The sequence below is a fragment of the Pseudomonas moorei genome, assembly GCF_042846945.1.
Lineage (GTDB): Bacteria > Pseudomonadota > Gammaproteobacteria > Pseudomonadales > Pseudomonadaceae > Aquipseudomonas > Aquipseudomonas moorei.
The window spans coordinates 3,597,533-3,618,412 of record NZ_AP035776.1; the positions used below are offsets into that span (position 1 = coordinate 3,597,533).

The following is a 20,880-nucleotide window of genomic DNA, read 5'->3' on the forward strand; positions in this document are numbered from 1 at the left end:
GGTTCAGGCCATTCACATCAGGAGTCGGATATGAAGACAGCCGCACAGTTGCTCAAGCTCAAGGCCCTGGAAAACCAGCAGGTGCACAGCATCGCACCGGACGCGATGGTGCTCGAGGCCGTGAAGAAAATGGCCGAAAAGAACGTCGGTGCTCTGCCGGTGATCGAAAGGGGTGAAGTCGTCGGGGTGATCAGCGAGCGCGACTATGCAAGAAAAGTCGTTTTGCTGGGGCGCTCGTCAGTCGGCACGCCGGTCAGGGCGATCATGAGTTCGCCGGTGGTCACGGCCGACAGCCAACAGAGCATCGAGCATTGCATGGCGGTCATGACGGACAGCCATTTGCGTCACTTGCCCGTGGTCGAGAATGGCGAGCTGATTGGTTTGCTGTCGATTGGCGATCTGGTCAAGGAAGCGATTGTCGAGCAGGCCAACTTGATCCGGCAGTTCGAACACTATATCCGCGGGCATTGAAACCGGAGCTGGCTTGCCAGCTCCAACAGGGTCGGCGGCGCGGCTTTAGAGGTATTTGTCCGTGACAGCGCCTTCAGAGGCGCTGGACACGGTCTTCGCGTACTTGGCCAGTACCCCGCGTTTGTACTTCGATTCCGGACGCACCCAACGGCGCTTGCGCTCGGCCAGTTCGGCATCGGAGACATCGACTGTGATCTGCCGGGTTTCGGCATCGATGGTGATCCTGTCGCCGTTTTCGATCAGCGCAATCGGCCCGCCGTCATAGGCCTCGGGCGTGATATGCCCCACCACGAAGCCGTGGGAGCCGCCGGAGAAGCGGCCATCGGTGATCAGCGCCACGTCCTTGCCCAATCCCTTGCCCATTACCGCCGACGTCGGCGAGAGCATTTCGCGCATGCCCGGTCCGCCCTTGGGGCCTTCGTAGCGGATCACGATCACTTCGCCGGGTTGCACGTCACCGTTGAGGATGCCGGCCAGTGCGTCCTCTTCGCCGTGGTAGACCCGTGCCGAGCCTGCAAAGCGCAGGCCTTCCTTGCCGGTGATCTTGGCCACCGCGCCGCCGGGCGAGAGGTTGCCGCGCAGCACCACCAGGTGCGAGTCCTTTTTGATGGGGTGGTCGAAGGGCAGGATCACATCCTGGCCGGCGGGGTAGTCGGGGACGTTCTCGAGGTTTTCCGCCAGGGTCTTGCCGGTGACGGTCAGCACATCGCCGTGCAGCATGCCGGCTGCCAGCATGCGTTTCATCAAGGGTTGAATGCCGCCGATGGCCACCAGTTCACTCATCATGTACTTGCCACTGGGGCGCAGGTCGGCGACCACGGGAGAGATCTTGCCCAGCTCGACGAAGTCATCGAGGGTCAGTTCGACGTCGACCGCGTGGGCCATGGCCAACAGATGCAGCACCGCATTGGTCGAGCCGGCGAGGGCGATCACCACGCGAATGGCATTTTCGAAAGCCTTGCGGGTCATGATGTCGCGGGGTTTGAGGTCGAGCTTGAGCAGTTCCATGACCTGCTGGCCGGCACGGAAACTGTCCGAAGCCTTGTCGCTGCCGATGGCGTCCTGGGAACTGGAACCGGGCAGGCTCATGCCCAGTGCCTCGATGGCCGAGGCCATGGTGTTGGCGGTGTACATGCCGCCGCAGGAGCCGGGGCCGGGAATGGCCACTTCCTCGATCTGTTTGACCTGGATTTCGCTGATGTCCCCGCGCGCATGCTGACCCACAGCCTCGAACACGGAAATGATGTCGGTGTGCCCGGCACCGGGGCGGATGGTGCCGCCATAGACGAAGATCGACGGCCGGTTCAGGCGCGCCATGCCGATCAGGCAGCCTGGCATGTTCTTGTCGCATCCACCCACGGTCACCAGTCCGTCGAAGCCTTCACAACCGACCACCACCTCGATGGAATCGGCAATCACCTCGCGGGACACCAGCGAATATTTCATGCCTTCGGTGCCGTTGGCGATGCCGTCGGAAATGGTAATGGTGTTGAAAATCACGCCCTTGGCACCGGCGGCATTCGCGCCTTTTTCGGCTTCGATCGCCAGTTTGTCGATGTGCATGTTGCAGGGCGTGACCATCGCCCAGGTGGAAGCAATGCCGATTTGCGGTTTCTTGAAATCTTCGTCGGTGAAGCCTACCGCCCGGAGCATGGCGCGGGCAGGTGCGGCCTCCACGCCGTCGATGACTTGAGAGGAGTATTTGCGCAAATCGTCTTTATCGCTCATGACCATGCACCCATTGAGACAAACAGCATCAGTATAGAAGTCCCACCGCGTGTATCCGGACTATCCAGTCGGCAACAGACGCGCGGGTTTGTCGTGTCGTGATATTCTTCGCGCCAACTTGGTTTGACCTATTCAGTTTTCCTGTTCTCGAAACAGGCGAACGGAATCACTGTCGCTCAAGTAGCTGAAGCCAAAAAAGATAAGAAGTCAGTTCAGAAGGGACATATAACTGGGGTCGATGCAGTTCGTCGGCCTTGTGTGCCCACCCTCCAATCCAGATGTGCCGCAACCCTTGACCTGCCGTTAAACGCGGGGCTGCGTGCGTGAGGATGGAAGGGCGGATGACGTTTTATCATTAGGTGCTACAGATGTTTAAGAAAGTGAACACGGCCCTGCTGGGGCTGGCTTTGTCGTTGGGGATGACGACGGCCCAGGCCGAAGAAGCCAAGAAAGTCGATGTGCTGCTGATTGGCGGCGGCATCATGAGCGCAACCCTCGGCGTCTGGCTCAATGAGCTGGAACCAGGCCTGTCGATGGAGATGGTCGAGCGCCTCGATGGCGTCGCCCAGGAAAGCTCCAACGGCTGGAACAACGCCGGTACCGGTCACTCCGCCCTGGCTGAGTTGAACTACACCCCCGAAGACGAGAATGGCAAGGTTCAGATCCCGAAAGCCGTTGAAATCAACGAAGCTTTCCAGATCTCCCGTCAGTTCTGGGCCTGGCAGGTTCAGCAAGGCGTGCTGAAAAACCCGCGCTCGTTCATCAATTCCACGCCACACATGAGCTTTGTGTGGGGCGATGACAACATCAAATTCCTGAAGAAACGCTACGAAGCCCTGCAAGCGAGCCCGCTGTTCGCCGGCATGCAGTACTCCGAAGACCCGGCCGTGATCAAGAAGTGGGTCCCGTTGATGATGGAAGGGCGTGACCCGAACCAGAAAGTCGCGGCCACCTGGACCCCCATCGGGACTGACGTGAACTTCGGCGAAATCACGCGCCAGTTCGTTGCCCACCTGCAAACCACGCCGAAATTCGACTTGAAGCTGTCCAGCGAAGTGCAGGACATCACCAAGAACGCCGACGGCAGCTGGCGTGTCAGCTACAAAAACCTGAAAGACGGCAGCAAGACCGAAACCGATGCCAAGTTCGTGTTCATCGGCGCCGGCGGCGGTGCCCTGCACCTGCTGCAGAAATCGGGCATTCCCGAAGCCAAGGAGTACGCGGGCTTCCCGGTAGGTGGCTCGTTCCTGGTGACCGAAAACCCGGCCATCGCCGAGCAACACCTGGCCAAGGCCTACGGCAAAGCGTCCGTTGGCGCACCGCCGATGTCGGTCCCACACCTGGACACCCGCGTGCTGGACGGCAAGCGCGTGATCCTGTTTGGCCCGTTCGCGACCTTCTCGACCAAGTTCCTCAAGGAAGGCTCGTACCTGGACCTGCTGACCACCACCACCACGCACAACGTGTGGCCAATGACCAAGGTCGGCATCAAGGAATACCCGCTGGTCGAGTACCTGGCCGGTCAGTTGATGCTGTCGGATGAAGATCGCCTCAACGCCCTGAAGGAATACTTCCCGAACGCCAAAGCCGAAGACTGGCGGCTGTGGCAAGCGGGCCAGCGCGTGCAGATCATCAAGCGTGATGAAGCCGCCGGTGGCGTGCTGAAGCTGGGCACCGAGATCGTCGCTTCCCAGGACGGCACCATCGCCGGCCTGCTGGGCGCATCGCCAGGTGCTTCGACCGCTGCACCGATCATGCTGTCGGTACTGCAGAAAGTCTTCAAGGACAAGGTAGCGACGCCGGCCTGGCAAGAGAAGCTGCATCAGATCGTGCCGAGCTACGGCACCCAACTCAATGGCAGCCCTGAGAAAGTGGCGCAAGAGTGGGCTTACACCGCCAAGGTGCTGGAGCTGACTCCTCCACCGGCGATCGGTCAGGCTGTTGCGCCGGCTGTCGAGGCTGAAAAGCCGAAAGCGCCGAAAGAGAACGCCTCGGCTGATATGGCGTTGTGATCCGCGAGTCCCATCGTTATGAATGGGGCGCCTGGACAAGCTGATCCGCGATAGAGAAAGCCCGCTGAACCGGTGACGGTCAGCGGGTTTTTTTTTGAATCTTCACGCAATCAACGAACGTATTACCCCTGAGCGGCCGGCGCAGGCAGCCTCACGGTCGACCCATCACCTGCATCCTGTGGGAGCTGGCTTGCCAGCGATGGCGGCCCTGAGCGCGGCGCAATATCCAGAGGCGTCATAGCCGGCAAGTTCCTGCTGGCGCTATTCTCCAGCCTGATCGATGACCGGAGCGGAGGCTGGGTTGGCATGAGGGCAGGGCAGGTGGATGTCGATGTGGACAGCGTGGTGGTTGGCGCCGGAGTGGTTGGCCTGGCGGTGGCCAGGGCACTGGCCATGAGCGGGCGCGAAGTGGTCCTGGTAGAGGCCGGCGCAGGCATCGGTGTGGGTATCAGTTCGCGCAATTCCGAAGTGATCCACGCCGGCATTTACTACCCCGGCGGCAGCCTCAAGGCGCAGTTGTGTGTGGAGGGCAAGCAACGTTTGTATGCCTTCTGCGAAGAGCGCGGCGTGCGCTATCAGCGCCTGGGCAAGCTGATCGTGGCCAGCGATGATGCGCAACGGCTGGCTTTGCAGGCACTGCTTGGGCAGGGTCGGCGCAATGGCGTCGATGACCTGCAATGGCTGGACGGCGATCAGGCGCGGGAGCTGGAACCGGCGTTGTCCTGCGTCGCCGCGCTGTGGTCGCCGTCCACCGGCATTGTCGATGCCCATGGGCTGATGCTGGCGTTGCAGGCCGATGCCGAAGCCCGGGGCGCGTCCCTGGCGTTTCAAACGCCGTTGCTGTCTGCGCGCTGCATCGAACAGGGCTTTGAACTGCACATGGGCGGCGCCGAGCCCATGACGTTGAGTTGCCGTGAGCTGATCAATTGCGCCGGGTTGTCCGCGCCGCAGGTGGCCAGTCAGATTGAAGGGCTGTCCTCGCAGCACGTTCCCGTGGCGCATTTGTGCAAGGGCAGTTATTTCAGTTTCAGCGGCCGGGCGCCGTTCCGGCATCTGGTTTATCCGGCGCCGGAGAGTGCCGGCTTGGGCGTGCACATGACCCTCGACCTCGGCGGTCAGGCGCGTTTCGGGCCGGACGTGGAATGGGTCGACGAAGTCGACTACCGCGTGGCCCCCCATCGCGCCGATGGTTTTTACCAGGCGATCCGGCGTTACTGGCCAGGGTTGCCCGATCACAGCCTGCAACCGGCCTACAGCGGTATTCGCCCGAAAATCAGCGGGCCGAATGACCCCGCCGCCGACTTCCGCATCAGCGGCCCGACCGAGCATGGGGTGCCGGGATTGGTGAACCTGTTCGGCATCGAATCGCCAGGCCTGACCAGTTGCCTGGCGCTGGCGGGGCACGTACTGAAGCAGCTGGCCTGACGCCCTGTAGGAGCAAGCTCACTCCTACAGGACCAGGATCAGGTCGGTTTGATGACCGGTAATCAGCGTCTGCGCCGCCTCCCTCGGATAGCGCTATCCTTGGAAGATGTGCTCTTCGCCATCGGAGAAGTCTGATGATCAACGTACGCACTGCCCGCATGCTTGCCGATTACAAACAATGGGCCAATCAGCGCCTCTTCGATAATCTGGCGCAACTGCCGCCGGGCGAAGTCGAAAAAGAGCGCGCTTCAGTGTTCAAAACCATGATCGGCACGCTGAACCACATCTATGTGGTGGACTGCATCTGGCAGGCTCACCTCGAAGGCCGAGGGCACGGCTTCAAGACCTCCCACGAATTGGTGCATCCGAACCTGATCGACCTGCGTCTGGCGCAGCAGGACATCGATCACTGGTACAGCGACTGGACCGCCCGGCAAACCGATGCCTCCCTGGATAAACCTGTCAGGTTTACTTTCGTTTCCGGTGAAAGCGGCACCATGAGCGCCGGGGCGATACTGATGCACGTGGTCAATCACGGCAGTTATCACCGTGGCTGGGTGATCCAGATGTATTTCGAGATCCCTGCCATGCCGCCGATGACGGACCTGCCGATCTACTTGCGCGAGAGCGATCCGCACTTCAATTCGCTCAATGCCCCGACAGTGGAGCCGACATGTGCGCCACAATTTTCGAGCGCAACCAACGTTCTGCCGGATCGTTATCGTTGACACCGTTCCAGACCATGGACAGTTCGGACAGCTTGATGTCGAACGGCGCATCGTCGGCACGCAGCTGGCTGCTGCCTTCGATCAGCGCGCTCGCCGCGTAATCCGGCACCGTCGCCAGCATGTCGGTGCCCGCCAGCAACGCGCGCAAGCCGGCAAACTGCGGCACCGCCAGCACCACCCGGCGCGAACGGCCGATGCGTGCAAGGTCGGTATCGATCGCCCCGGTCAAATCTCCGGAAAACGACACCAGCGCATGGGGACGTTCGCAGAATTCATCCAGGGTCAGGGGGCCGGGCCGGTTATCGCCACGCAGGATCTTGACGCTCAAGTCCCGCAGTTTTTTGCGTTTGGCATTGGCCGGCAATTCTGTGGTGTAGCTGATCCCGACGGTAATCTCGCCGGTGGCGAGCATCGACGACATCAGCAGGAAATTCACCCGCCGTACGACAACCACGACATTCTGTGCCTCTTCACGGATCTGCTTGAGCAACGGCGGAAACAGACCGAATTCAGCGTCATCGGACAGGCCGATGCGAAACACGTCACGGCTGGTGGACGGGTCGAAATCCTTGGCCCGGCTGACCGCGCCGGAAATGGTGTCCATCGCCGGCTGCAATTCCTTGAGAATCACCAGGGCGCGCGGCGTCGGCTCCAGGCTACGGCCGTTGCGTACCAGCAACGGATCGTCGAACAAATCCCGCAACCGCGCCAGCGCCGCACTGACCGCTGGCTGGCCGAGAAACAGTTTCTCTCCAGCGCGGGTCAGGTTTTTCTCGAACATCAGGGTTTCGAAAATCACCAACAGGTTCATGTCCACGCGGCGCAGGTCGTTGCGGTTCATGGCGGCGGTGCTCGCAGGTTGCAGAATTTCTTCAGTAAAGCACCAAACCTGTAGCGAGGGAGCAAGCTCGCCACAGGGGGTGGTGTTTATTCGGGTGGGTCGAGGCGGTCCAGTGCGCGGTTGACTGCCAGTTCGCCGAGCATGATCACTTGCGCGATGCCCAGCAGGGTGTTGCGACTGGTCCCTTCCGTACGGTCCGCCAGGTCCAGGGTCATGACGTTGGCCGACGCCAGGGATTCGCAGGCGTGGGCCAGCAGGGATTCGGTGTCGAGCTCGGGGTCGACGATGAACATGCGGCAGGGTTTGCGCGGGGTGGCGCGGATGTCGGCGGCGGAGGGGATGCGGTCGGTGGGTTCCGGGTGGTTTTCTGGATCAGGGGTTTCGAAGTGAAAAGTGGGGGCGGTGTCTGGTGGGTTGGGCGTAGTTTTCAACATGGATGCAGCTCCTCGTGAACTGAAGGAACCATCACCCTCGCTACCAAACGAAGGGTGGTGGCCATACGGAGGTTGGTAGACCGGCACACAAGGAAAAACCGGCGCACCCGAAGGTGCCCTGCGCATGGCCACCATTAATACAGGCGTGAAAAACCTGCAAAAGGTGACGCTATGCGCCTTGTGTAGGGTCGGGCTACCAAACCCGATCACTGTTCTTTTCAGCGACCGACAAACGATAAAACCCGACCCCAAGGCGCACAAGCCGGCGGATTCTGGCGTACCCGTAGGCAACGACGCAAGGCGCTGTAGCTTTCACGAAGTAACGCCGACAGCCATTAAACAAATGCCAACGGCGGTGGCCATCGCGAGCCGCTCTCGCTTGTTTCTTGTGCAGACCCGAAGCCGGCGTGATCCGGGGCCGGGGCCTATGGCCAAGGTCGGGCCGGATGAATTGACCCTTGATCCGGGCGAAGCACAGCCAGAGGGTAATTTTCTGACGGGTCGCTACACTCTTTCCGTTCATGACCGCGTGATTCCCGCAACCTTCTGGCAGGCGCTGCGTGAGCCAAGACTGGTATCCGAACGCGCACCGTTGCCGATCATTGGAGCTTGAGCATGAAAATCGATCTGAGTGGAAAACTGGCGATTGTCAGCGGCAGCACGGCCGGCATTGGCCTGGGCATCAGCAAGGCGTTGGCCGAGTCCGGCGCCACGGTGGTGGTGATCGGTCGCGATACGGCCAAGGTCGAACAGGCCTTGGCGAGCATTCGCCAACAGGTGCCGGGCGCTCAACTGCGCGGGCTGGCGGCCGATCTCGGAACGGCAGAAGGCGCGGAAAAACTGTTCGCCGCCGAACCACGGGCCGACATCCTGGTGAACAACCTGGGGATCTACGAAGCGGTGGATTTCTTTGACACCCCCGACAGCGAGTGGACGCGCTTTTATGAGGTCAACGTGATCTCAGGGGTGCGCCTGTCGCGGCATTACGTGCCGGACATGGTCAAGCAGGGCTGGGGGCGGGTGATTTTCCTGTCTTCGGAATCCGGGATCGCGATCCCGGCCGACATGCTCAACTATGGCGTGACCAAAAGCGCCAACCTGGCGGTGTCCCATGGACTGGCCAAGCGGCTGGCGGGCACCGGGGTGACGGTCAACGCGATCCTGCCGGGCCCGACCTTGACCGATGGCGTGGAGAAGATGCTCAAGGATGCGATTGCGCAATCCGGTCGCAGCCTGCAGGAGGAAGCCGACGACTTCGTGCGCAAGGCCCGGCCCACTTCGATCATCCAGCGCGTGGCCCATGTCGAGGAAGTCGCGAATCTGGTGGCCTACATCGCTTCACCGTTATCCTCGGCCACCACGGGCGCCGCCCTGCGGGTCGACGGCGGTGTCGTCGACAGCCTGGCCATCTGACCCTTACTGATCAAGAGAGAACATTCCATGGCATCTGCATCAGCCTTCATCGACATCCCGGCTCCGGCCGATCAGGTCTGGCAATTGATCGGGGGTTTCAACTCGCTGCCGGACTGGCTGCCGTTCATTCCCAAGAGCGAACTCAGTGAAGGCGGGCGTGTGCGCAGTCTGCAAACCGCGGACGGCGCGGTGGTGATCGAGCGCCTGCAAGCGTTTGACAATGCCGGCAAGACCTACAGCTACTCGATTGTGCAGGCGCCGTTTCCGGCCACTGAGTACCTGGCGACGATCAAGGTCGAGAGCCAGGGCGAGGGCGCCCGGGTGACCTGGTCCGGCCGGTTTGAACCGGTGGGGGTCAGTGATGAGGAGGTGGTGGTGTTATTCGCCGGGATTTACCAGGGTGGCCTGCAGGCGTTGCGGGCCAATTACCCCGCTTGAGTCAACGCAGAAGCCTGTGGGAGCCAGCTCCCACAGGTTCCGTGTCGATTCAGGAGATTTGAGTCAGGTCGGGGCAATCAAACTCTGGCGGCAATCGATCACCAGCCGCGCGCCCCCCAGTTCACTGCGTCCCACCTCCAGCGTAAAGCCGTGCAGGCTGACAATCGCCGCGACGATCGACAGCCCCAGGCCGAAACCGCTTTTCTGATTACCGGCTTCGGCGCGATAGAAGCGCTGGAACACAGCCTCGCGTTCGGCCTCCGGGATTCCGGGACCGGAATCGAGCACTTCGATGCGGGTATGCCCACCCTGATTGATCCCTCGCAAAATGACCGCGCCGCCGGGCGGGGTGAATTTGATCGAGTTGCTCAACAGGTTCGCAATCGCCTCGAACAGCAGCGCCCGGTCACCCATCAGCGGCGGCAATGACCCAGGCACGTGCAATTGAAAAACCAGGCCATCGTCTTCGGCCAGTGGCAGATAAAACTCATGCAGTTCCTGCAGCAACGACACCGGGTCGAGCTGCACGAAACCGGAACGGCGCTGGCGGTCTTCCAGTTCGGAGATCCGCAGCAGACCGCGAAAACGCGCCATCAGGGTGTCCGCTTCGCTCAGTACCGAATCCAGTTGCGCCGCTTCGGCAGAGCCTTCACCAGCCTGTTGCTGCATGCGATAGAGCTGCGCGCGCAAGCGGGTCAGCGGCGTGCGCAGGTCGTGGGCGATGTTGTCGCACACGCCCTTGACCTCGTTCATCAAGCGTTCGATGCGTTCGAGCATGGCGTTGACGATGGCGGCGAGCATGTCCAGTTCATCGCGGCGATTGGACAGCGGCAGGCGCTTGGTCAGGTCACCGGCGACGATCGCCTCGGCACTGGCCTGAATCGCGCGAATTCGCCGCAGCGGGCGGCGGCGCAACAAGTGCCAGCCGACAATGCCCGGCAGAATGGTCAAGGTCACACCCCAGAACAATGCATGGAGAATGATGCGGGTGACGGCAAACAACGAACCGTTGTCCCGCACCAGCACCAGCCAGCGACCGTCGCGGGTCTGGGTCGCTACCGCGTCACAGCTGTCCGCGGGCAGGGTCGGGTCGTCGGAGTCGGTGCAGTCGCTGAGCATGTGGATCTTGCCGTCCAGCGGCAAGTCGAGCGGGATGGCGCGCAGGGCGCCACTGAGGTAACGCTGATGGCTGTCGAACAGGCCATAGGCGTCGAGGCCGCGAATGTCGAAGGTCATGCTGACGGCGAGGGCGTCCACCAGCTGTTCGCCCTGAAAGCGCGAGAACAGATGCTGACGTTGCATCAGCGAATGTTTGGCCAGGTTGTCCAGGTAGGCCGACACCTCGTAGTACATGACCCCCATGAGAATCGCGCTCCAGGTCACGAACAACGCACTGTAGAGCGCCAGCAGACGACTGCTGGAAGAACGCCAGCCTTTAGACGGGTTCGGCAATGACATAACCCGAGCCTCGCACGGTTCGAATCAGTGGAACATTGCCCGGTGGGTCGATTTTTTTGCGCAGGCGGCCAATGTGCACGTCGATCAGGTTGGTGCCCGGATCGAAGTGATAGCCCCAGACCTCTTCGAAAATCATCATTCGCGACAGGATCTGCCCGGTGTTGCGCATCAGGAATTCGAGCAGCTTGTATTCGGTGGGCAGCAGCGTCAGCAACTCGCCATTGCGGCTGGCTTCATGGCTGATCAGGTTCAGTTCCAGATCCGCCACTCGCAACGTGGTGACGTGTGCCGTCACGTTGTTCTGGCGGCGCAACAGGACTTCGACGCGGGCGGCCATTTCATCGGTGGCGAAGGGCTTGGTCAGGTAATCGTCGCCGCCGGCGCGCAGGCCGCGCACGCGTTCGTCGACGTCGGAGAGGGCGCTGATCATCAGGATGGGAGTCGCCACACCCATGGTCCGCAGCGTGGTGACGATGGCCAGGCCATCCAGCTCGGGCAGCATGCGGTCAAGGGTGATCAGGTCATAGTTGCCGCTGACTGCGCGCTCCAGCCCTTCGCGGCCATTGTCGACCCAGTCGACTTCGAGGCCGTGGCTGCTCAGTTCGGCGACAATTTCCCGGGCGGTCACGGCGTCGTCTTCGATGGTCAAAATACGGGTCATAGGCTGGCCTGATCAATCGGTTCAATTCTGAGTTCGAAGCATTTTGCCAAGAATTGCCCGTGACTTAATAAATTAACTTTCATGTGCTTACGGTGCGATAAGGGAACATTGATATCATTGGGCCATAATTTCAACGGGAAGCTGCAACGTGCGTACTTTGAAACCTGGCTGGATGCCGATATGCCTGTTGTTGCTGTGCGTTGTCTGCTCATCGTCGTGGGCCGCCAATACACCCTGTTCGGGAAAGAAGGGCGGTATTGCCCGTTGTGACGGTGAGCTGTTCCTGTGTAACGACGGCTCCATCAGTGCTTCGAAAAAAAGTTGTTCATCTATATATGGCAGCAAAAGCCAGGCCCGGCCACAAGCATTTGTGAAGGACGCCGAGGGTTGCGCCTGCGGAACCGGTTCGTTCTGTACGGGCCCCAGAGGCGGCGTCTACTGCCTCACGCCTGCGGGCAATAAAAGCTACAGGCGCAAATAGTTTTGGCAATGCAGAAAACCCGCCGGGGCTGGTCGTTTATTGCATATTGCATGACCTTTGGAAGTTCCATCTTTGTAACCCTCTGAAGTTTAACGACTTATCTAAATTTCGCGACTGGCACGGTCACTGCAATTGTTCATTCGAAGAGTTGTAACACCATCTTTCCTGCCTGGAGCGATACAACGATGAATAGATCCTCTGATGGTTTCTATCCTGCCGTAGATGAATCGAGCACGCTCTCGGGCGTGTCTTGGGGGGCGATTTTCGCCGGGGCGGCAGCGGCAGCGGCGTTATCGCTGATTCTGGTGCTGCTGGGTTTTGGCCTTGGGTTTTCGGCGGTGTCGCCGTGGGCTAATGAAGGCGTGAGCGCCAAGGGCCTGGGCATTTCCACGATCGTCTGGCTGGCCGTCACCCAAATCATCGCTTCCGGGGCCGGTGGCTACATCGCCGGCCGGCTGCGGGTGAAGTGGGCGTACATGCACGGCGATGAAGTCTACTTCCGCGACACCGCCCATGGCTTCCTGGCCTGGTGCGTGGCGACGCTGGTGACGGCCACATTGGTGGCTGGATCGGTCAGCAGCCTGGTCAGCGGCGGGGTGCAGGCCGGGGCGCAGGTCGTGGGTGGCGCCGCCAGTGCCGTGACTCAAGCGGCCGGCACCGCAGCAGCCAATACCGACAGCGATCAATACGGTTACTTCGTCGACAGCCTGTTTCGCGATGATCGTCCGGCCGCCGTCAGCGATGACGCCGCCCGGGGCACCGTGATGCGCATCTTTGTCCGTTCCTTGAATGATGGGCAACTGGCTGCCGAGGATCGCACCTACCTGGCGCAATTGGTGGCGCAACGGACCAACCTCACCCAGGCAGATGCTGAACGCCGGGTCGATGAAGTGTATGGGCGTACTCAAAAAGCGGTGGCTGACGCCAAACTGAAGGCACAACAAGCGGCGGACACGGCCGCCAAAGTCGCTGCCTGGACCACGTTATGGATGTTCGTTGCGCTGTTGGCCGGTGCATTTTTCGCCAGTCTTGCCGCGACTTTTGGCGGTCGTCGTCGGGACGCCGTGGTGTATCTGGAAACCGACACTTACGTCACTACCGCCACCGTTCGCTAACTCAGGAGAAACACCATGCGCTCATTACTGTTGTTCTTTCTTGGCGTACCGATCCCGATCATCATCCTGATCGCGCTGTTCATGCACTGATTCATTAAAGGAAAACAGCACAGCCTGTGACGGCCCTGCACGAATCTGTGCAGGAACTGTCGCAGGCTGCGCTGTTTTGATCCTGACTGTGTCAGTCGATCGGTGTGCTCACAAACGCCTCAAGCCCTTCGGCATAGGCAGTAAATGCCGCGATGCGCGGAAAGTGGTCCGCAGCGACCTGATCCGGCACCACCAGACGGGTGAAGCTCCAGGCCACGGCGAGAGTGATGCCAGCCTGGTCGATCGAACCGTCGGTGCTCAGCGGTTGCTTGTCCAGCTCGCGCTCCAGCGCGACATAGGCCGCCGCCAGTTGCCCTTCGACCCGTTCAACCCAGGGTTGGTATTGGATGTCCGCGGGGCGCAGGTTGCGCTCGTAATAGAGCTGCACTGACTTTTCGCAAGCCGCCAACGCCAGTCCTGTCAGGCGCAATGAATGCGCGCGCTGTTTAATGCCAGCGGGCATCAGGCTGCGGCCCGGTGCGGCCAGGGCCTCCAGGTAGTCGATGATCAGTGTCGAATCCATCAACACCTCGCCGTCATCGAGTACCAGCGTGGGCGCCTTGACCACCGGGTTGATTTGCCGGAACTGCTCGAAGTGCCTGAACACCGACACCGATTCATGCTCCAGCGCAATGCCCAGGCGTTTGGCAGAAATGGCGACGCGTCGTACGTAGGGCGAATCCAGCATGCCGATCAGCTTCATTTAACTGCTCCTTGAAGTAGCCATTTCGGGAGGGACAACCTTAGCTGAGCCTGGCGGCTGTGCAAATGAGGCGGTATTGGATAGCCGTTTGTCTTCTATATACCTCCGCTGCATGGAATTTCTTGCTATAAACGCACTCCGATGACCGCCTGAATGCCTGCCATAGAGCATTTTCGAGGCTTTGCCGGACAAATTCGCTGTCTTTTCAGTTGCTGAGGCCTCAAGTCGGCCTTAGACTGCCGCCCCTCGTAAATTGAGTGCCGGGTGGCGCTTGGAACAAACGGCGCCTTTCCGATGGCCTGACCAGGTCTGCCGGAACGCTCCCTTATTCGCCTTAATGCACGTTTTTTTATAGAGATATCAATGACAAAGGACAAGTTGCTGGCCATGCCGGCGGATGACTACATGAATGCCGAGCAACATGCTTTTTTCGCCGAGCTGTTGCAAAACATGAAAGTCGAAACCCATGAGCGCATCGAACAGAACCGCATCGCCATCGAGAGCCTGGACACCCCGGCCGATCCGGCTGACGCCGCTTCCGTCGAAGAAGAGCGCACCTGGCTGGTGAATGCGATCGATCGCGACCAGCGCATGCTGCCTCAGTTGGAACAAGCCCTGGAACGCATCAAGGAAGACAGCTTCGGCTGGTGCGACGACAGCGGCGAGCCAATCGGCCTGAAACGCCTGTTGATCAGCCCGACGACCAAGTACTGCATCGAAGCTCAAGAGCGTCACGAGCAAATCGACAAGCACCAGCGTCAGGCGTGATTCTGCCAGGCAGCCCGCTCAGCCCGGGCTGTCTGTGAAAAGATCGCAGCCTTCGCCAGCGTCTGCCTCCGATTCGGCAGCCGATGTCGACGGCTGCGATCTTTGCTTTTCGACGTCTACGGAAATCCCCGCACTTCTATTGATCTGCTGCAACGACCACGACTAAAGGCCCATGGATAATGGCTTTGTGCCGGCGTTTAATGCGATGACAACAATTAGAAGATGGCGGGGTGATAACGATGACGAGAGATGGATCTCTGGTTGCGGCAGTGCCTGCACCAGAACTTTTGCCGAAAAACCGCTGGTTGACGCCGACGTTGCAGAGCATCGCCCTGATGCTCTTGCTGTGCGGCATGACGCTGGGTGGCTGGTCGCTTTACCTGGGCCTGCCGCTGGCGGTGCTGATTGTCTGGCTGCCCCGTCTGCGTTCGCGTGCGACGCCTGAAGTGGCTCCTGCCGATACGTCCAGCGCCCTCTCGGCGTTGACTCGCGACCTTTCCTACACCACCAGTCATAACGCCCTGTCAGCGGCGGGCGTGGCCTTTTCGGTCAAGCAACTGGCAGATAAGCTGCAATCGCAGCTCGGTGCGGCGGCGCAGATCGTCAGCAACGCCGAAGTCATGATTGTCACCGAACAAGCCACGTCGACGCTCAGTCGTGCGGCCCTGAGTGCTGCCAGCGAGGCGCATCAGAGCGGCGCGGCGGGGCGTGGCGAGTTGATCGAATCGATTGCGCGCATGCATCAGCTCAGTCAGCGGGCCAATAGCAGCCGTGAACTGATCGAAGCCCTGAGTCTGCGCAGCGATGATATCCAGCGCGTCACCCTGGTGATCCAGTCCATCGCCAGCCAGACCAACCTGCTGGCGTTGAACGCGGCCATCGAGGCGGCGCGCGCCGGCGAGCACGGACGCGGCTTTGCGGTGGTGGCCGACGAGGTTCGTGGCCTGGCCGCGCGTACCGCCACGGCGACCGGTGAAGTCGGGGAGATGGTGGCCGATATCCAGCAACGCACCACGCAAGTGGTGGAGCAGATCCGGCAACTGTCCAGCGACCTCGACACTGGCGTGCGGCAGGTCGAGCACACGGGGCAACATCTGGAAAACATCGCGCGCCTGGCAGCCAGCGTCGAAAGCCAGGTCGGTGAAATTGCCCGAGGCGCCGAGACCAACCGCGAACAACTCGATAGCCTGTTCCATGCCATCGAACAGATGCGCAGCGACCTGGCCATCAGCGACCAGCAAACCCAGCGGCTGGCCCAGGCCGCCATTCAAATGGAAGGTCAGGCCGAAACCATCAGCGAACGCCTGGCGGAAGTCGGACTGGATGACTATCACCAGCGGATCTACGACCTGGCCCGCGAAGGGGCGAGCCAGATTGCCGCGCGCTTCGATGCCGACATCGACGCCGGCCGAATCAGCCTCGATGACTTGTTCGACCGTCATTACCAGGCAATTCCCGACACCAGCCCGCCCAAGTATCAGACCCGCTTCGATCGCTACACCGATCAAGTCTTGCCGGCGATCCAGGAACCGCTGCTGCCGCGCCATGAAGGCCTGGTGTTCGCGATTGCCTGCACCCAGCAAGGCTACGTGCCGACCCACAACAAAGCCTTCAGCCAGCCGCTGACCGGCGATGTCCAGGTCGATACCGCGCAAAACCGCACCAAGCGCAAGTTTGCCGACCGTACCGGCATCCGTTGTGGCAGCCATCAGCAGCCGGTACTGCTGCAAACGTATACCCGAGACACGGGAGAATTGATGCACGACCTGTCGGTGCCGATCCTGATAAAGGGACGGCATTGGGGTGGTTTGCGTCTGGGCTACAAGCCGGAAAAGCCTCGCTAGAGGCTCAATGCTGTTCAGTTAAGAGAATGTGATCGACCGTAGGAGCAAGCTCGCTCCTGCAATGTCCCTAACTGAACAGCATTGCGTTAGAGGCGGGTCCGCATGGCGCACCGTATTGTTACGTTTTTGGAAACGCTGATATGCAGCGTCTCTGCTGTTTCCCCTCGAATTGACTGATTAACATGCCTACATAGTTAGGTTGCTAACGGATTTCGAGAGGTCAGCATGCTCAGTAAAGTTGATGTGGCGGTGATGATCGGCAGTGGTGTGCCCGACAGTTTGCGGGCGTTGGGGCAGAGCGTCTGTTGGGTGGTGCTGCTCAACGGTGAACGCCGGGGGACGGCATTTTCCAGTCGCGATGAAGCGGAGGAGTGCAGGGCTGCCTGGCTGGCGCAATTGAAAAAAGAAACACCAGACAGCCTGCATTGAGCCTGGGGCTAGTGAATCTGATGCATGCGCAGGTTCAGGTCGTCGACCACCCGCGCCCAGTCGGCATCTTCACGCAGTTGTTCTTTCAGGAAACCGGCCTGTTGCGGGGTCCAGAACTCGGCATCGATGAGTTTCTTGTCGTCGGGCAACGGTGAATGGCTGGCAATGAAATCGTCGATGGCTTTTTGAGTGGAGTCCAGGCCGAGCTGGTCGAACAAACCTTTCAAGTCGTGTGTCGGTGATTCCATCTTCTTCTCCTTGCAGTGGGCGGTCGCGTCGAGGACGAGATCTGAGGTGCGGCTACATTGCATCTGAGGGAGCCGCGCGTCAGGAGTTCGAAAGCGATGTACAAATGCAGGAGTGAGCATAGACCGCAAACGCGATGATCAGGCTTTCAAGGCACCGGCATCGACGGCAGCCTTCAGTTCTTTTGCTGATTCCTGGGCCGCGTTGGCAGCGACGTCCGAAGTTTTGAACCAGCGATCCTTTTCAACCTGATGGTAAGTCACGGTTCTCAGTGGCGGTTTGGCGCGCATGACTATGACAGCCTGGAACTCACCGTCGACTTCTCTGGCTTCGCCCCAAATAAAAAACTCGCCGATATCAAATTCCGTCACGTTGCTGCCTTCCCTTGGAAATATATTGTTATGTTTAACGCCGTCCACCTGGAGAGGCGGCGTTTGATTGGCCGGGCAGTATGGCAGTTGTTGCGGGCCGGCGGCTGAGATAAGTCGCCGGTGTGACGAAACGTCTATCGCAAGAAAGGAAACGAAACCGTCAAACACGTGATTCAAGTGAGCGGGCGAGGGCACAGGCTTCGTTGTGATCGCCGCGGAAACCTCTGACGTGCCCGGTGGAAATTTCCTTGATATGGAAGAAGGCATTGCCGGCCAATATCACTTGAAACCGGGGCTGACGGAGGGCTTGGGTGGCAAGTTCGGGGTGTTGCGACAGCATCAGGTGCGATGTTTGGGGATGAGCGAAGTGGGTCAGTGTGCACATATGAAGTCCTTTTCATTGTTTTGCCGACGTATGTACGTCGGTATGGGTGGTCTCAACGAGCATCGCTGCTCTAGAATCACCCTCACTGGGGGGATCGATGTTTATCTAAAGCAATTTCTGGCTGGCGATATGTCAGAAAAGTGCTTTTTTTCGAGAGAATTTTCCCCGAAGTTGATAGTCCGTATTTCTCTGGCCGTACGAAGGGCGTTTTCCTTCAACCTTTGACGAACGCCAGGCAAGACGATACGAGCGACATCCAGTAGTCTGCTCAAGCCTCGTGATGGATGAGCCCTCTGCTCATTTCAGGACTTCAACCCGGGTATCTGGCTTCACCTTCGGCATTGCCGCTTTTTTTGGCCGTGCGCCTTTTTCGCGTGCGGCGTCATTTTCAGATGTGGGGATGTTTCCTTGGCAGTAAGTAATCTCGATATGCATGCTTTGTTCGTGCTGGGTGATTTGCGCGCAAAGCTTGTTAAACAGTTTCAGTCACGTTTCGTTTACATCACCGAACAGAACGCTGAAGGCATTTACATTGCCGAAATCGACACCGAGTCAGCACTGGTGGTGGACGATAAGCCTGGGCTCAAACTCAAGGTAGGCGATCATTTCAGCGCCTCGGTATTGCCCAGTCGCGAAGGCGGCAAGCTGGAAATCAAATTCCGCGATATCAAACTGACGGTCTACGGCCTGGGCGATTACGCCTTTGTCACCACCGCCGACGGGCATGCCATCGTGTTCAAGGAAGGTCACAGCGTAGTGACTGTGTTCGCCGCCCATGAGCAGTTGCAGGAAGGCCTGACCAAGACCCTCAAGGCCGTGACCGCCAAGGCCGCCAAGTGGCGCAAGGGCGAACTGGTGACGTTCAAGGCCAGCGAGTAATGAGCCTGACCCGCGCCGACTTCCACGAGCAAAACCTCGCCAGCGCTCAAGCCGAGGCCCAACGGCTGTTCGGGCAGAAGGCTGTGCTGCAGGGAGCCTGGCTGAATTGGGTGGCCTCACAGATCTACGCGTTGCGCCCGGCAGCGTATGCCAGCATGGTCAGAAGAGAATTGGCGCGCTTGCAGGAAACTTCCTAAAACCAGGGCATGCTCCCTCGAAAGCAGGAACCTCTACTAAAGTCAGTTGACTGACTATTCAGAGGCTTCGCGGTCTTCTGCCAGGCCATCCTGCCATTGCTGTGAACAGCACGAGGTACAAAGAGCATGAAAGGTTTTCGACGCTTGCTGGCCGCTACCCTGGCCACTTTCGGGTTGTTGGCGTCATCGGTGCCCGTATCGGCTGCCCAGGCGCCCATCCACTTCGCCGACCTGAATTGGGAAAGTGGCAGCCTGATCACCGATATCCTGCGCATCATTGTCGAGAAGGGCTACGGGCTGCCGACCGATACGTTGCCGGGCACCACCATTACCCTGGAAACCGCCCTGGCCAACAATGACATCCAGGTCATTGGCGAAGAGTGGGCCGGGCGCAGCCCCGTCTGGGTCAAGGCGGAGGCCGAAGGCAAGGTCGCGAGCCTGGGCGATACGGTCAAGGGCGCCACCGAAGGCTGGTGGGTGCCGGAGTATGTGATCAAGGGTGACCCGGCCAAGGGCATCAAGCCGCTGGCGCCGGACCTGCGCAGTGTCAGCGACCTGCCGCGCTACAAGGATGTGTTCAAGGACCCGGAAGCCCCCACCAAGGGACGCTTCCTCAACAGCCCGATCGGCTGGACTTCGGAAGTGGTCAACAAACAGAAGCTCAAGGCGTATGGGCTGGAAGACAGCTATGTGAACTTCCGCAGCGGTTCCGGAGCGGCGCTGGACGCGGAGATCAGTTCGTCGATCCGTCGCGGCAAACCGGTGTTGTTCTATTACTGGTCGCCTACGCCGTTGCTCGGCCGATTCAAGTTGGTTCAACTGCAAGAGCCGCCATTCGACGCCGAAGCCTGGAAAACCCTGACCGACGCAGACAACCCCAATCCGCAGCCCACCCGTTCGTTGCCCTCGAAACTGTCCATTGGCGTGTCCACGCCGTTCCAGAAGCAGTACCCGCAGATAGCCGAGTTCTTCACCAGGGTCGATCTGCCCATCGATCCGCTGAACAAGGCCCTGGCCGAGATGAGCGAGAAACACACGGCGCCGCGCCAGGCCGCCGAGGCGTTCATGAAGGCGCACCCGGATGTGTGGAAAGCCTGGCTGCCCAAGGAGGTGGCGGACAAGGTTTCCGCCGGGCTCTAAGGCCGCTCCGGCGATAGCTGGCAGTGGCGTTGGTCGGGTCGCGCCGACAGGTCCGTGCAGTTCAGGAAATGCCAACTAGGATGATTGTTCGAATCCCTTTCAAGGATTTCTGACCATGACTCTGGTGTTGGCTCAATGGCTGGTGACGACTTTCGCCGCGATCAGCCTGATGCATGTCTACTGGGCATTGGGTGGCGAGTGGGCCGCTGTGGCGGCGGTGCCGCAAGTGCCGGTGGAGGGCGAGCCGAAGTTGCGTCCCGCCTTCAAACCGCGGGGCTGGATCACGCTGTTGGTGGCCGGGGCGTTGTTGTTGATTTCGTTGCTGGTGTGCTTGCGCGTGGGGTGGTGGTTGCCGGCGGTGTCCCATTGGTCGCTGCAATGGCTGATCAGTGCCATCGCGATCTTGATGTTCGCCAGGGCCATCGGTGATTCGGAACTGGTGGGTTTTTTCAAAGAGGTCAAGGGCTCGAAGTTTGCCCGGCTGGATACCTGGGTCTACTCACCGTTGTGCGTGGTGCTGGGGGCGGGGTTGTTGGCGGTGGCCTGGGGCTGAGGTCGACAGGACTTTCTCTGCGGTTGGACTATCGCCATCGCGAGCAGGCTCGCTCCCACCGCTCATCGGT

At 60.1% G+C, this 20,880-nt stretch carries 26 protein-coding genes; 16 read left to right on the plus strand and 10 right to left on the minus strand.

Translation table 11 applies throughout. The features are described from left to right. The first annotated feature begins 30 nt into the window (after positions 1-30). Positions 31-471, plus strand: a complete 441-nt coding sequence (locus ACGJAX_RS16960; RefSeq protein ID WP_390955443.1) for a CBS domain-containing protein — start codon at positions 31-33, stop codon at positions 469-471. A 45-nt stretch (positions 472-516) separates the two neighbouring features. Here ACGJAX_RS16960 and ilvD read toward each other — a convergent pair whose 3' ends face one another. After that, on the minus strand, positions 517-2,199 hold the full coding sequence (gene ilvD, locus ACGJAX_RS16965) for a dihydroxy-acid dehydratase (protein WP_390955444.1): 1,683 nt from the start codon (positions 2,197-2,199) through the stop codon (positions 517-519). Positions 2,200-2,567: 368 nt separating this feature from the next. Between ilvD and mqo the strand changes: the two genes are divergently transcribed. The 3 genes from mqo to ACGJAX_RS16980 all read left to right on the plus strand — a co-directional run bounded on the left by mqo (position 2,568) and on the right by ACGJAX_RS16980 (position 6,364). Further along, positions 2,568-4,211 carry a malate dehydrogenase (quinone) gene (gene mqo / locus ACGJAX_RS16970; RefSeq protein WP_390955445.1) on the plus strand — a complete coding sequence of 548 codons (1,644 nt, stop codon included), beginning with the start codon at positions 2,568-2,570 and terminating at the stop codon, positions 4,209-4,211. Between the two features lie 306 nt (positions 4,212-4,517). Beyond that, on the plus strand, positions 4,518-5,636 hold the full coding sequence (locus tag ACGJAX_RS16975; RefSeq protein WP_390955446.1) for an FAD-dependent oxidoreductase: 1,119 nt from the start codon (positions 4,518-4,520) through the stop codon (positions 5,634-5,636). A 134-nt stretch (positions 5,637-5,770) separates the two neighbouring features. Continuing rightward, positions 5,771-6,364, plus strand: a complete 594-nt coding sequence (locus ACGJAX_RS16980) for a DinB family protein (protein ID WP_390955447.1) — start codon at positions 5,771-5,773, stop codon at positions 6,362-6,364. On the opposite strand, the gene ACGJAX_RS16985 is transcribed toward ACGJAX_RS16980, so the two are convergent. Both ACGJAX_RS16985 and ACGJAX_RS16990 read right to left on the minus strand, forming a co-directional pair. Further along, complete coding sequence (locus ACGJAX_RS16985; protein ID WP_247255126.1) at positions 6,285-7,205, minus strand: LysR substrate-binding domain-containing protein; 921 nt, start codon at positions 7,203-7,205, stop codon at positions 6,285-6,287. The genes ACGJAX_RS16980 and ACGJAX_RS16985 overlap by 80 nt on opposite strands. 86 nt (positions 7,206-7,291) lie before the next feature. After that, positions 7,292-7,639, minus strand: coding sequence for a DUF6124 family protein (locus ACGJAX_RS16990; RefSeq protein WP_390955448.1), 348 nt, complete (start codon positions 7,637-7,639; stop codon positions 7,292-7,294). Between the two features lie 124 nt (positions 7,640-7,763). On the opposite strand from ACGJAX_RS16990, the gene ACGJAX_RS16995 reads away from it, so the two are divergent. The 3 genes from ACGJAX_RS16995 to ACGJAX_RS17005 are packed head-to-tail and all read left to right on the plus strand — an operon-like array spanning position 7,764 to position 9,490. Further along, positions 7,764-8,252 carry a hypothetical protein gene (locus ACGJAX_RS16995; RefSeq protein ID WP_390955450.1) on the plus strand — a complete coding sequence of 163 codons (489 nt, stop codon included), beginning with the start codon at positions 7,764-7,766 and terminating at the stop codon, positions 8,250-8,252. Between the two features lie 2 nt (positions 8,253-8,254). Beyond that, a complete protein-coding gene (locus tag ACGJAX_RS17000; RefSeq protein WP_090319639.1) occupies positions 8,255-9,052 on the plus strand; it encodes an SDR family NAD(P)-dependent oxidoreductase in 798 nt (265 codons plus the stop codon). A 27-nt stretch (positions 9,053-9,079) separates the two neighbouring features. Next, positions 9,080-9,490 (plus strand): SRPBCC family protein, encoded by a 411-nt coding sequence (locus tag ACGJAX_RS17005; RefSeq protein WP_390955451.1) that lies wholly within the window; start codon positions 9,080-9,082, stop codon positions 9,488-9,490. Positions 9,491-9,553: 63 nt separating this feature from the next. On the opposite strand, the gene ACGJAX_RS17010 is transcribed toward ACGJAX_RS17005, so the two are convergent. Further along, positions 9,554-10,948 carry an ATP-binding protein gene (locus tag ACGJAX_RS17010; protein WP_390955452.1) on the minus strand — a complete coding sequence of 465 codons (1,395 nt, stop codon included), beginning with the start codon at positions 10,946-10,948 and terminating at the stop codon, positions 9,554-9,556. Next, complete coding sequence (locus tag ACGJAX_RS17015) at positions 10,926-11,609, minus strand: response regulator transcription factor (protein WP_090319648.1); 684 nt, start codon at positions 11,607-11,609, stop codon at positions 10,926-10,928. Before ACGJAX_RS17015 ends, ACGJAX_RS17010 begins: the two co-directional genes overlap by 23 nt. 172 nt (positions 11,610-11,781) lie before the next feature. On the opposite strand from ACGJAX_RS17015, the gene ACGJAX_RS17020 reads away from it, so the two are divergent. Continuing rightward, positions 11,782-12,090 carry a hypothetical protein gene (locus ACGJAX_RS17020; RefSeq protein ID WP_247255141.1) on the plus strand — a complete coding sequence of 103 codons (309 nt, stop codon included), beginning with the start codon at positions 11,782-11,784 and terminating at the stop codon, positions 12,088-12,090. A gap of 185 nt (positions 12,091-12,275) precedes the next feature. Then, complete coding sequence (locus ACGJAX_RS17025; RefSeq protein WP_390955453.1) at positions 12,276-13,205, plus strand: hypothetical protein; 930 nt, start codon at positions 12,276-12,278, stop codon at positions 13,203-13,205. 181 nt (positions 13,206-13,386) lie between these two features. Here ACGJAX_RS17025 and ACGJAX_RS17030 read toward each other — a convergent pair whose 3' ends face one another. Then, complete coding sequence (locus ACGJAX_RS17030) at positions 13,387-13,998, minus strand: glutathione S-transferase N-terminal domain-containing protein (protein ID WP_390955454.1); 612 nt, start codon at positions 13,996-13,998, stop codon at positions 13,387-13,389. Positions 13,999-14,361: 363 nt separating this feature from the next. Here ACGJAX_RS17030 and ACGJAX_RS17035 point away from each other — a divergent pair, with 363 nt between their 5' ends. The 3 genes from ACGJAX_RS17035 to ACGJAX_RS17045 all read left to right on the plus strand — a co-directional run bounded on the left by ACGJAX_RS17035 (position 14,362) and on the right by ACGJAX_RS17045 (position 17,039). Beyond that, the gene (locus tag ACGJAX_RS17035) at positions 14,362-14,766 is read left to right on the plus strand and encodes a TraR/DksA C4-type zinc finger protein (RefSeq protein WP_047530036.1); all 405 of its coding nucleotides are present in this window, start codon (positions 14,362-14,364) and stop codon (positions 14,764-14,766) included. 620 nt (positions 14,767-15,386) lie between these two features. Next, the gene (locus ACGJAX_RS17040) at positions 15,387-16,610 is read left to right on the plus strand and encodes a methyl-accepting chemotaxis protein (protein ID WP_390959898.1); all 1,224 of its coding nucleotides are present in this window, start codon (positions 15,387-15,389) and stop codon (positions 16,608-16,610) included. Between the two features lie 225 nt (positions 16,611-16,835). After that, the gene (locus ACGJAX_RS17045) at positions 16,836-17,039 is read left to right on the plus strand and encodes a hypothetical protein (RefSeq protein WP_390955455.1); all 204 of its coding nucleotides are present in this window, start codon (positions 16,836-16,838) and stop codon (positions 17,037-17,039) included. 8 nt (positions 17,040-17,047) lie between these two features. Here the strand turns inward: ACGJAX_RS17045 and ACGJAX_RS17050 are convergent, their stop codons facing one another. From ACGJAX_RS17050 to ACGJAX_RS17065, 4 genes are all read right to left on the minus strand, one after another. After that, positions 17,048-17,287: a DUF2789 domain-containing protein gene (locus tag ACGJAX_RS17050; protein ID WP_047530030.1), complete on the minus strand. Its 240-nt coding sequence runs from the start codon at positions 17,285-17,287 to the stop codon at positions 17,048-17,050. A 138-nt stretch (positions 17,288-17,425) separates the two neighbouring features. After that, positions 17,426-17,656: a hypothetical protein gene (locus ACGJAX_RS17055; RefSeq protein WP_090319665.1), complete on the minus strand. Its 231-nt coding sequence runs from the start codon at positions 17,654-17,656 to the stop codon at positions 17,426-17,428. 160 nt (positions 17,657-17,816) lie between these two features. Further along, positions 17,817-18,041, minus strand: a complete 225-nt coding sequence (locus ACGJAX_RS17060; RefSeq protein ID WP_247255116.1) for a hypothetical protein — start codon at positions 18,039-18,041, stop codon at positions 17,817-17,819. Between the two features lie 297 nt (positions 18,042-18,338). Further along, positions 18,339-18,476, minus strand: a complete 138-nt coding sequence (locus ACGJAX_RS17065) for a hypothetical protein (protein WP_162493929.1) — start codon at positions 18,474-18,476, stop codon at positions 18,339-18,341. Between ACGJAX_RS17065 and ACGJAX_RS17070 the strand changes: the two genes are divergently transcribed. The 4 genes from ACGJAX_RS17070 to ACGJAX_RS17085 all read left to right on the plus strand — a co-directional run bounded on the left by ACGJAX_RS17070 (position 18,450) and on the right by ACGJAX_RS17085 (position 20,810). Then, the gene (locus ACGJAX_RS17070; protein WP_247255115.1) at positions 18,450-18,920 is read left to right on the plus strand and encodes a hypothetical protein; all 471 of its coding nucleotides are present in this window, start codon (positions 18,450-18,452) and stop codon (positions 18,918-18,920) included. The genes ACGJAX_RS17065 and ACGJAX_RS17070 overlap by 27 nt on opposite strands. Continuing rightward, complete coding sequence (locus tag ACGJAX_RS17075) at positions 18,920-19,117, plus strand: hypothetical protein (RefSeq protein ID WP_090319673.1); 198 nt, start codon at positions 18,920-18,922, stop codon at positions 19,115-19,117. Before ACGJAX_RS17070 ends, ACGJAX_RS17075 begins: the two co-directional genes overlap by 1 nt. Before the next feature lie 126 nt (positions 19,118-19,243). Then, on the plus strand, positions 19,244-20,257 hold the full coding sequence (locus tag ACGJAX_RS17080; protein WP_090319676.1) for an ABC transporter substrate-binding protein: 1,014 nt from the start codon (positions 19,244-19,246) through the stop codon (positions 20,255-20,257). Between the two features lie 115 nt (positions 20,258-20,372). After that, entirely contained in the window at positions 20,373-20,810 is a 438-nt protein-coding gene (locus tag ACGJAX_RS17085) for a DUF3995 domain-containing protein (protein ID WP_247255112.1), read from the plus strand. Positions 20,811-20,880 lie beyond the last annotated feature (70 nt).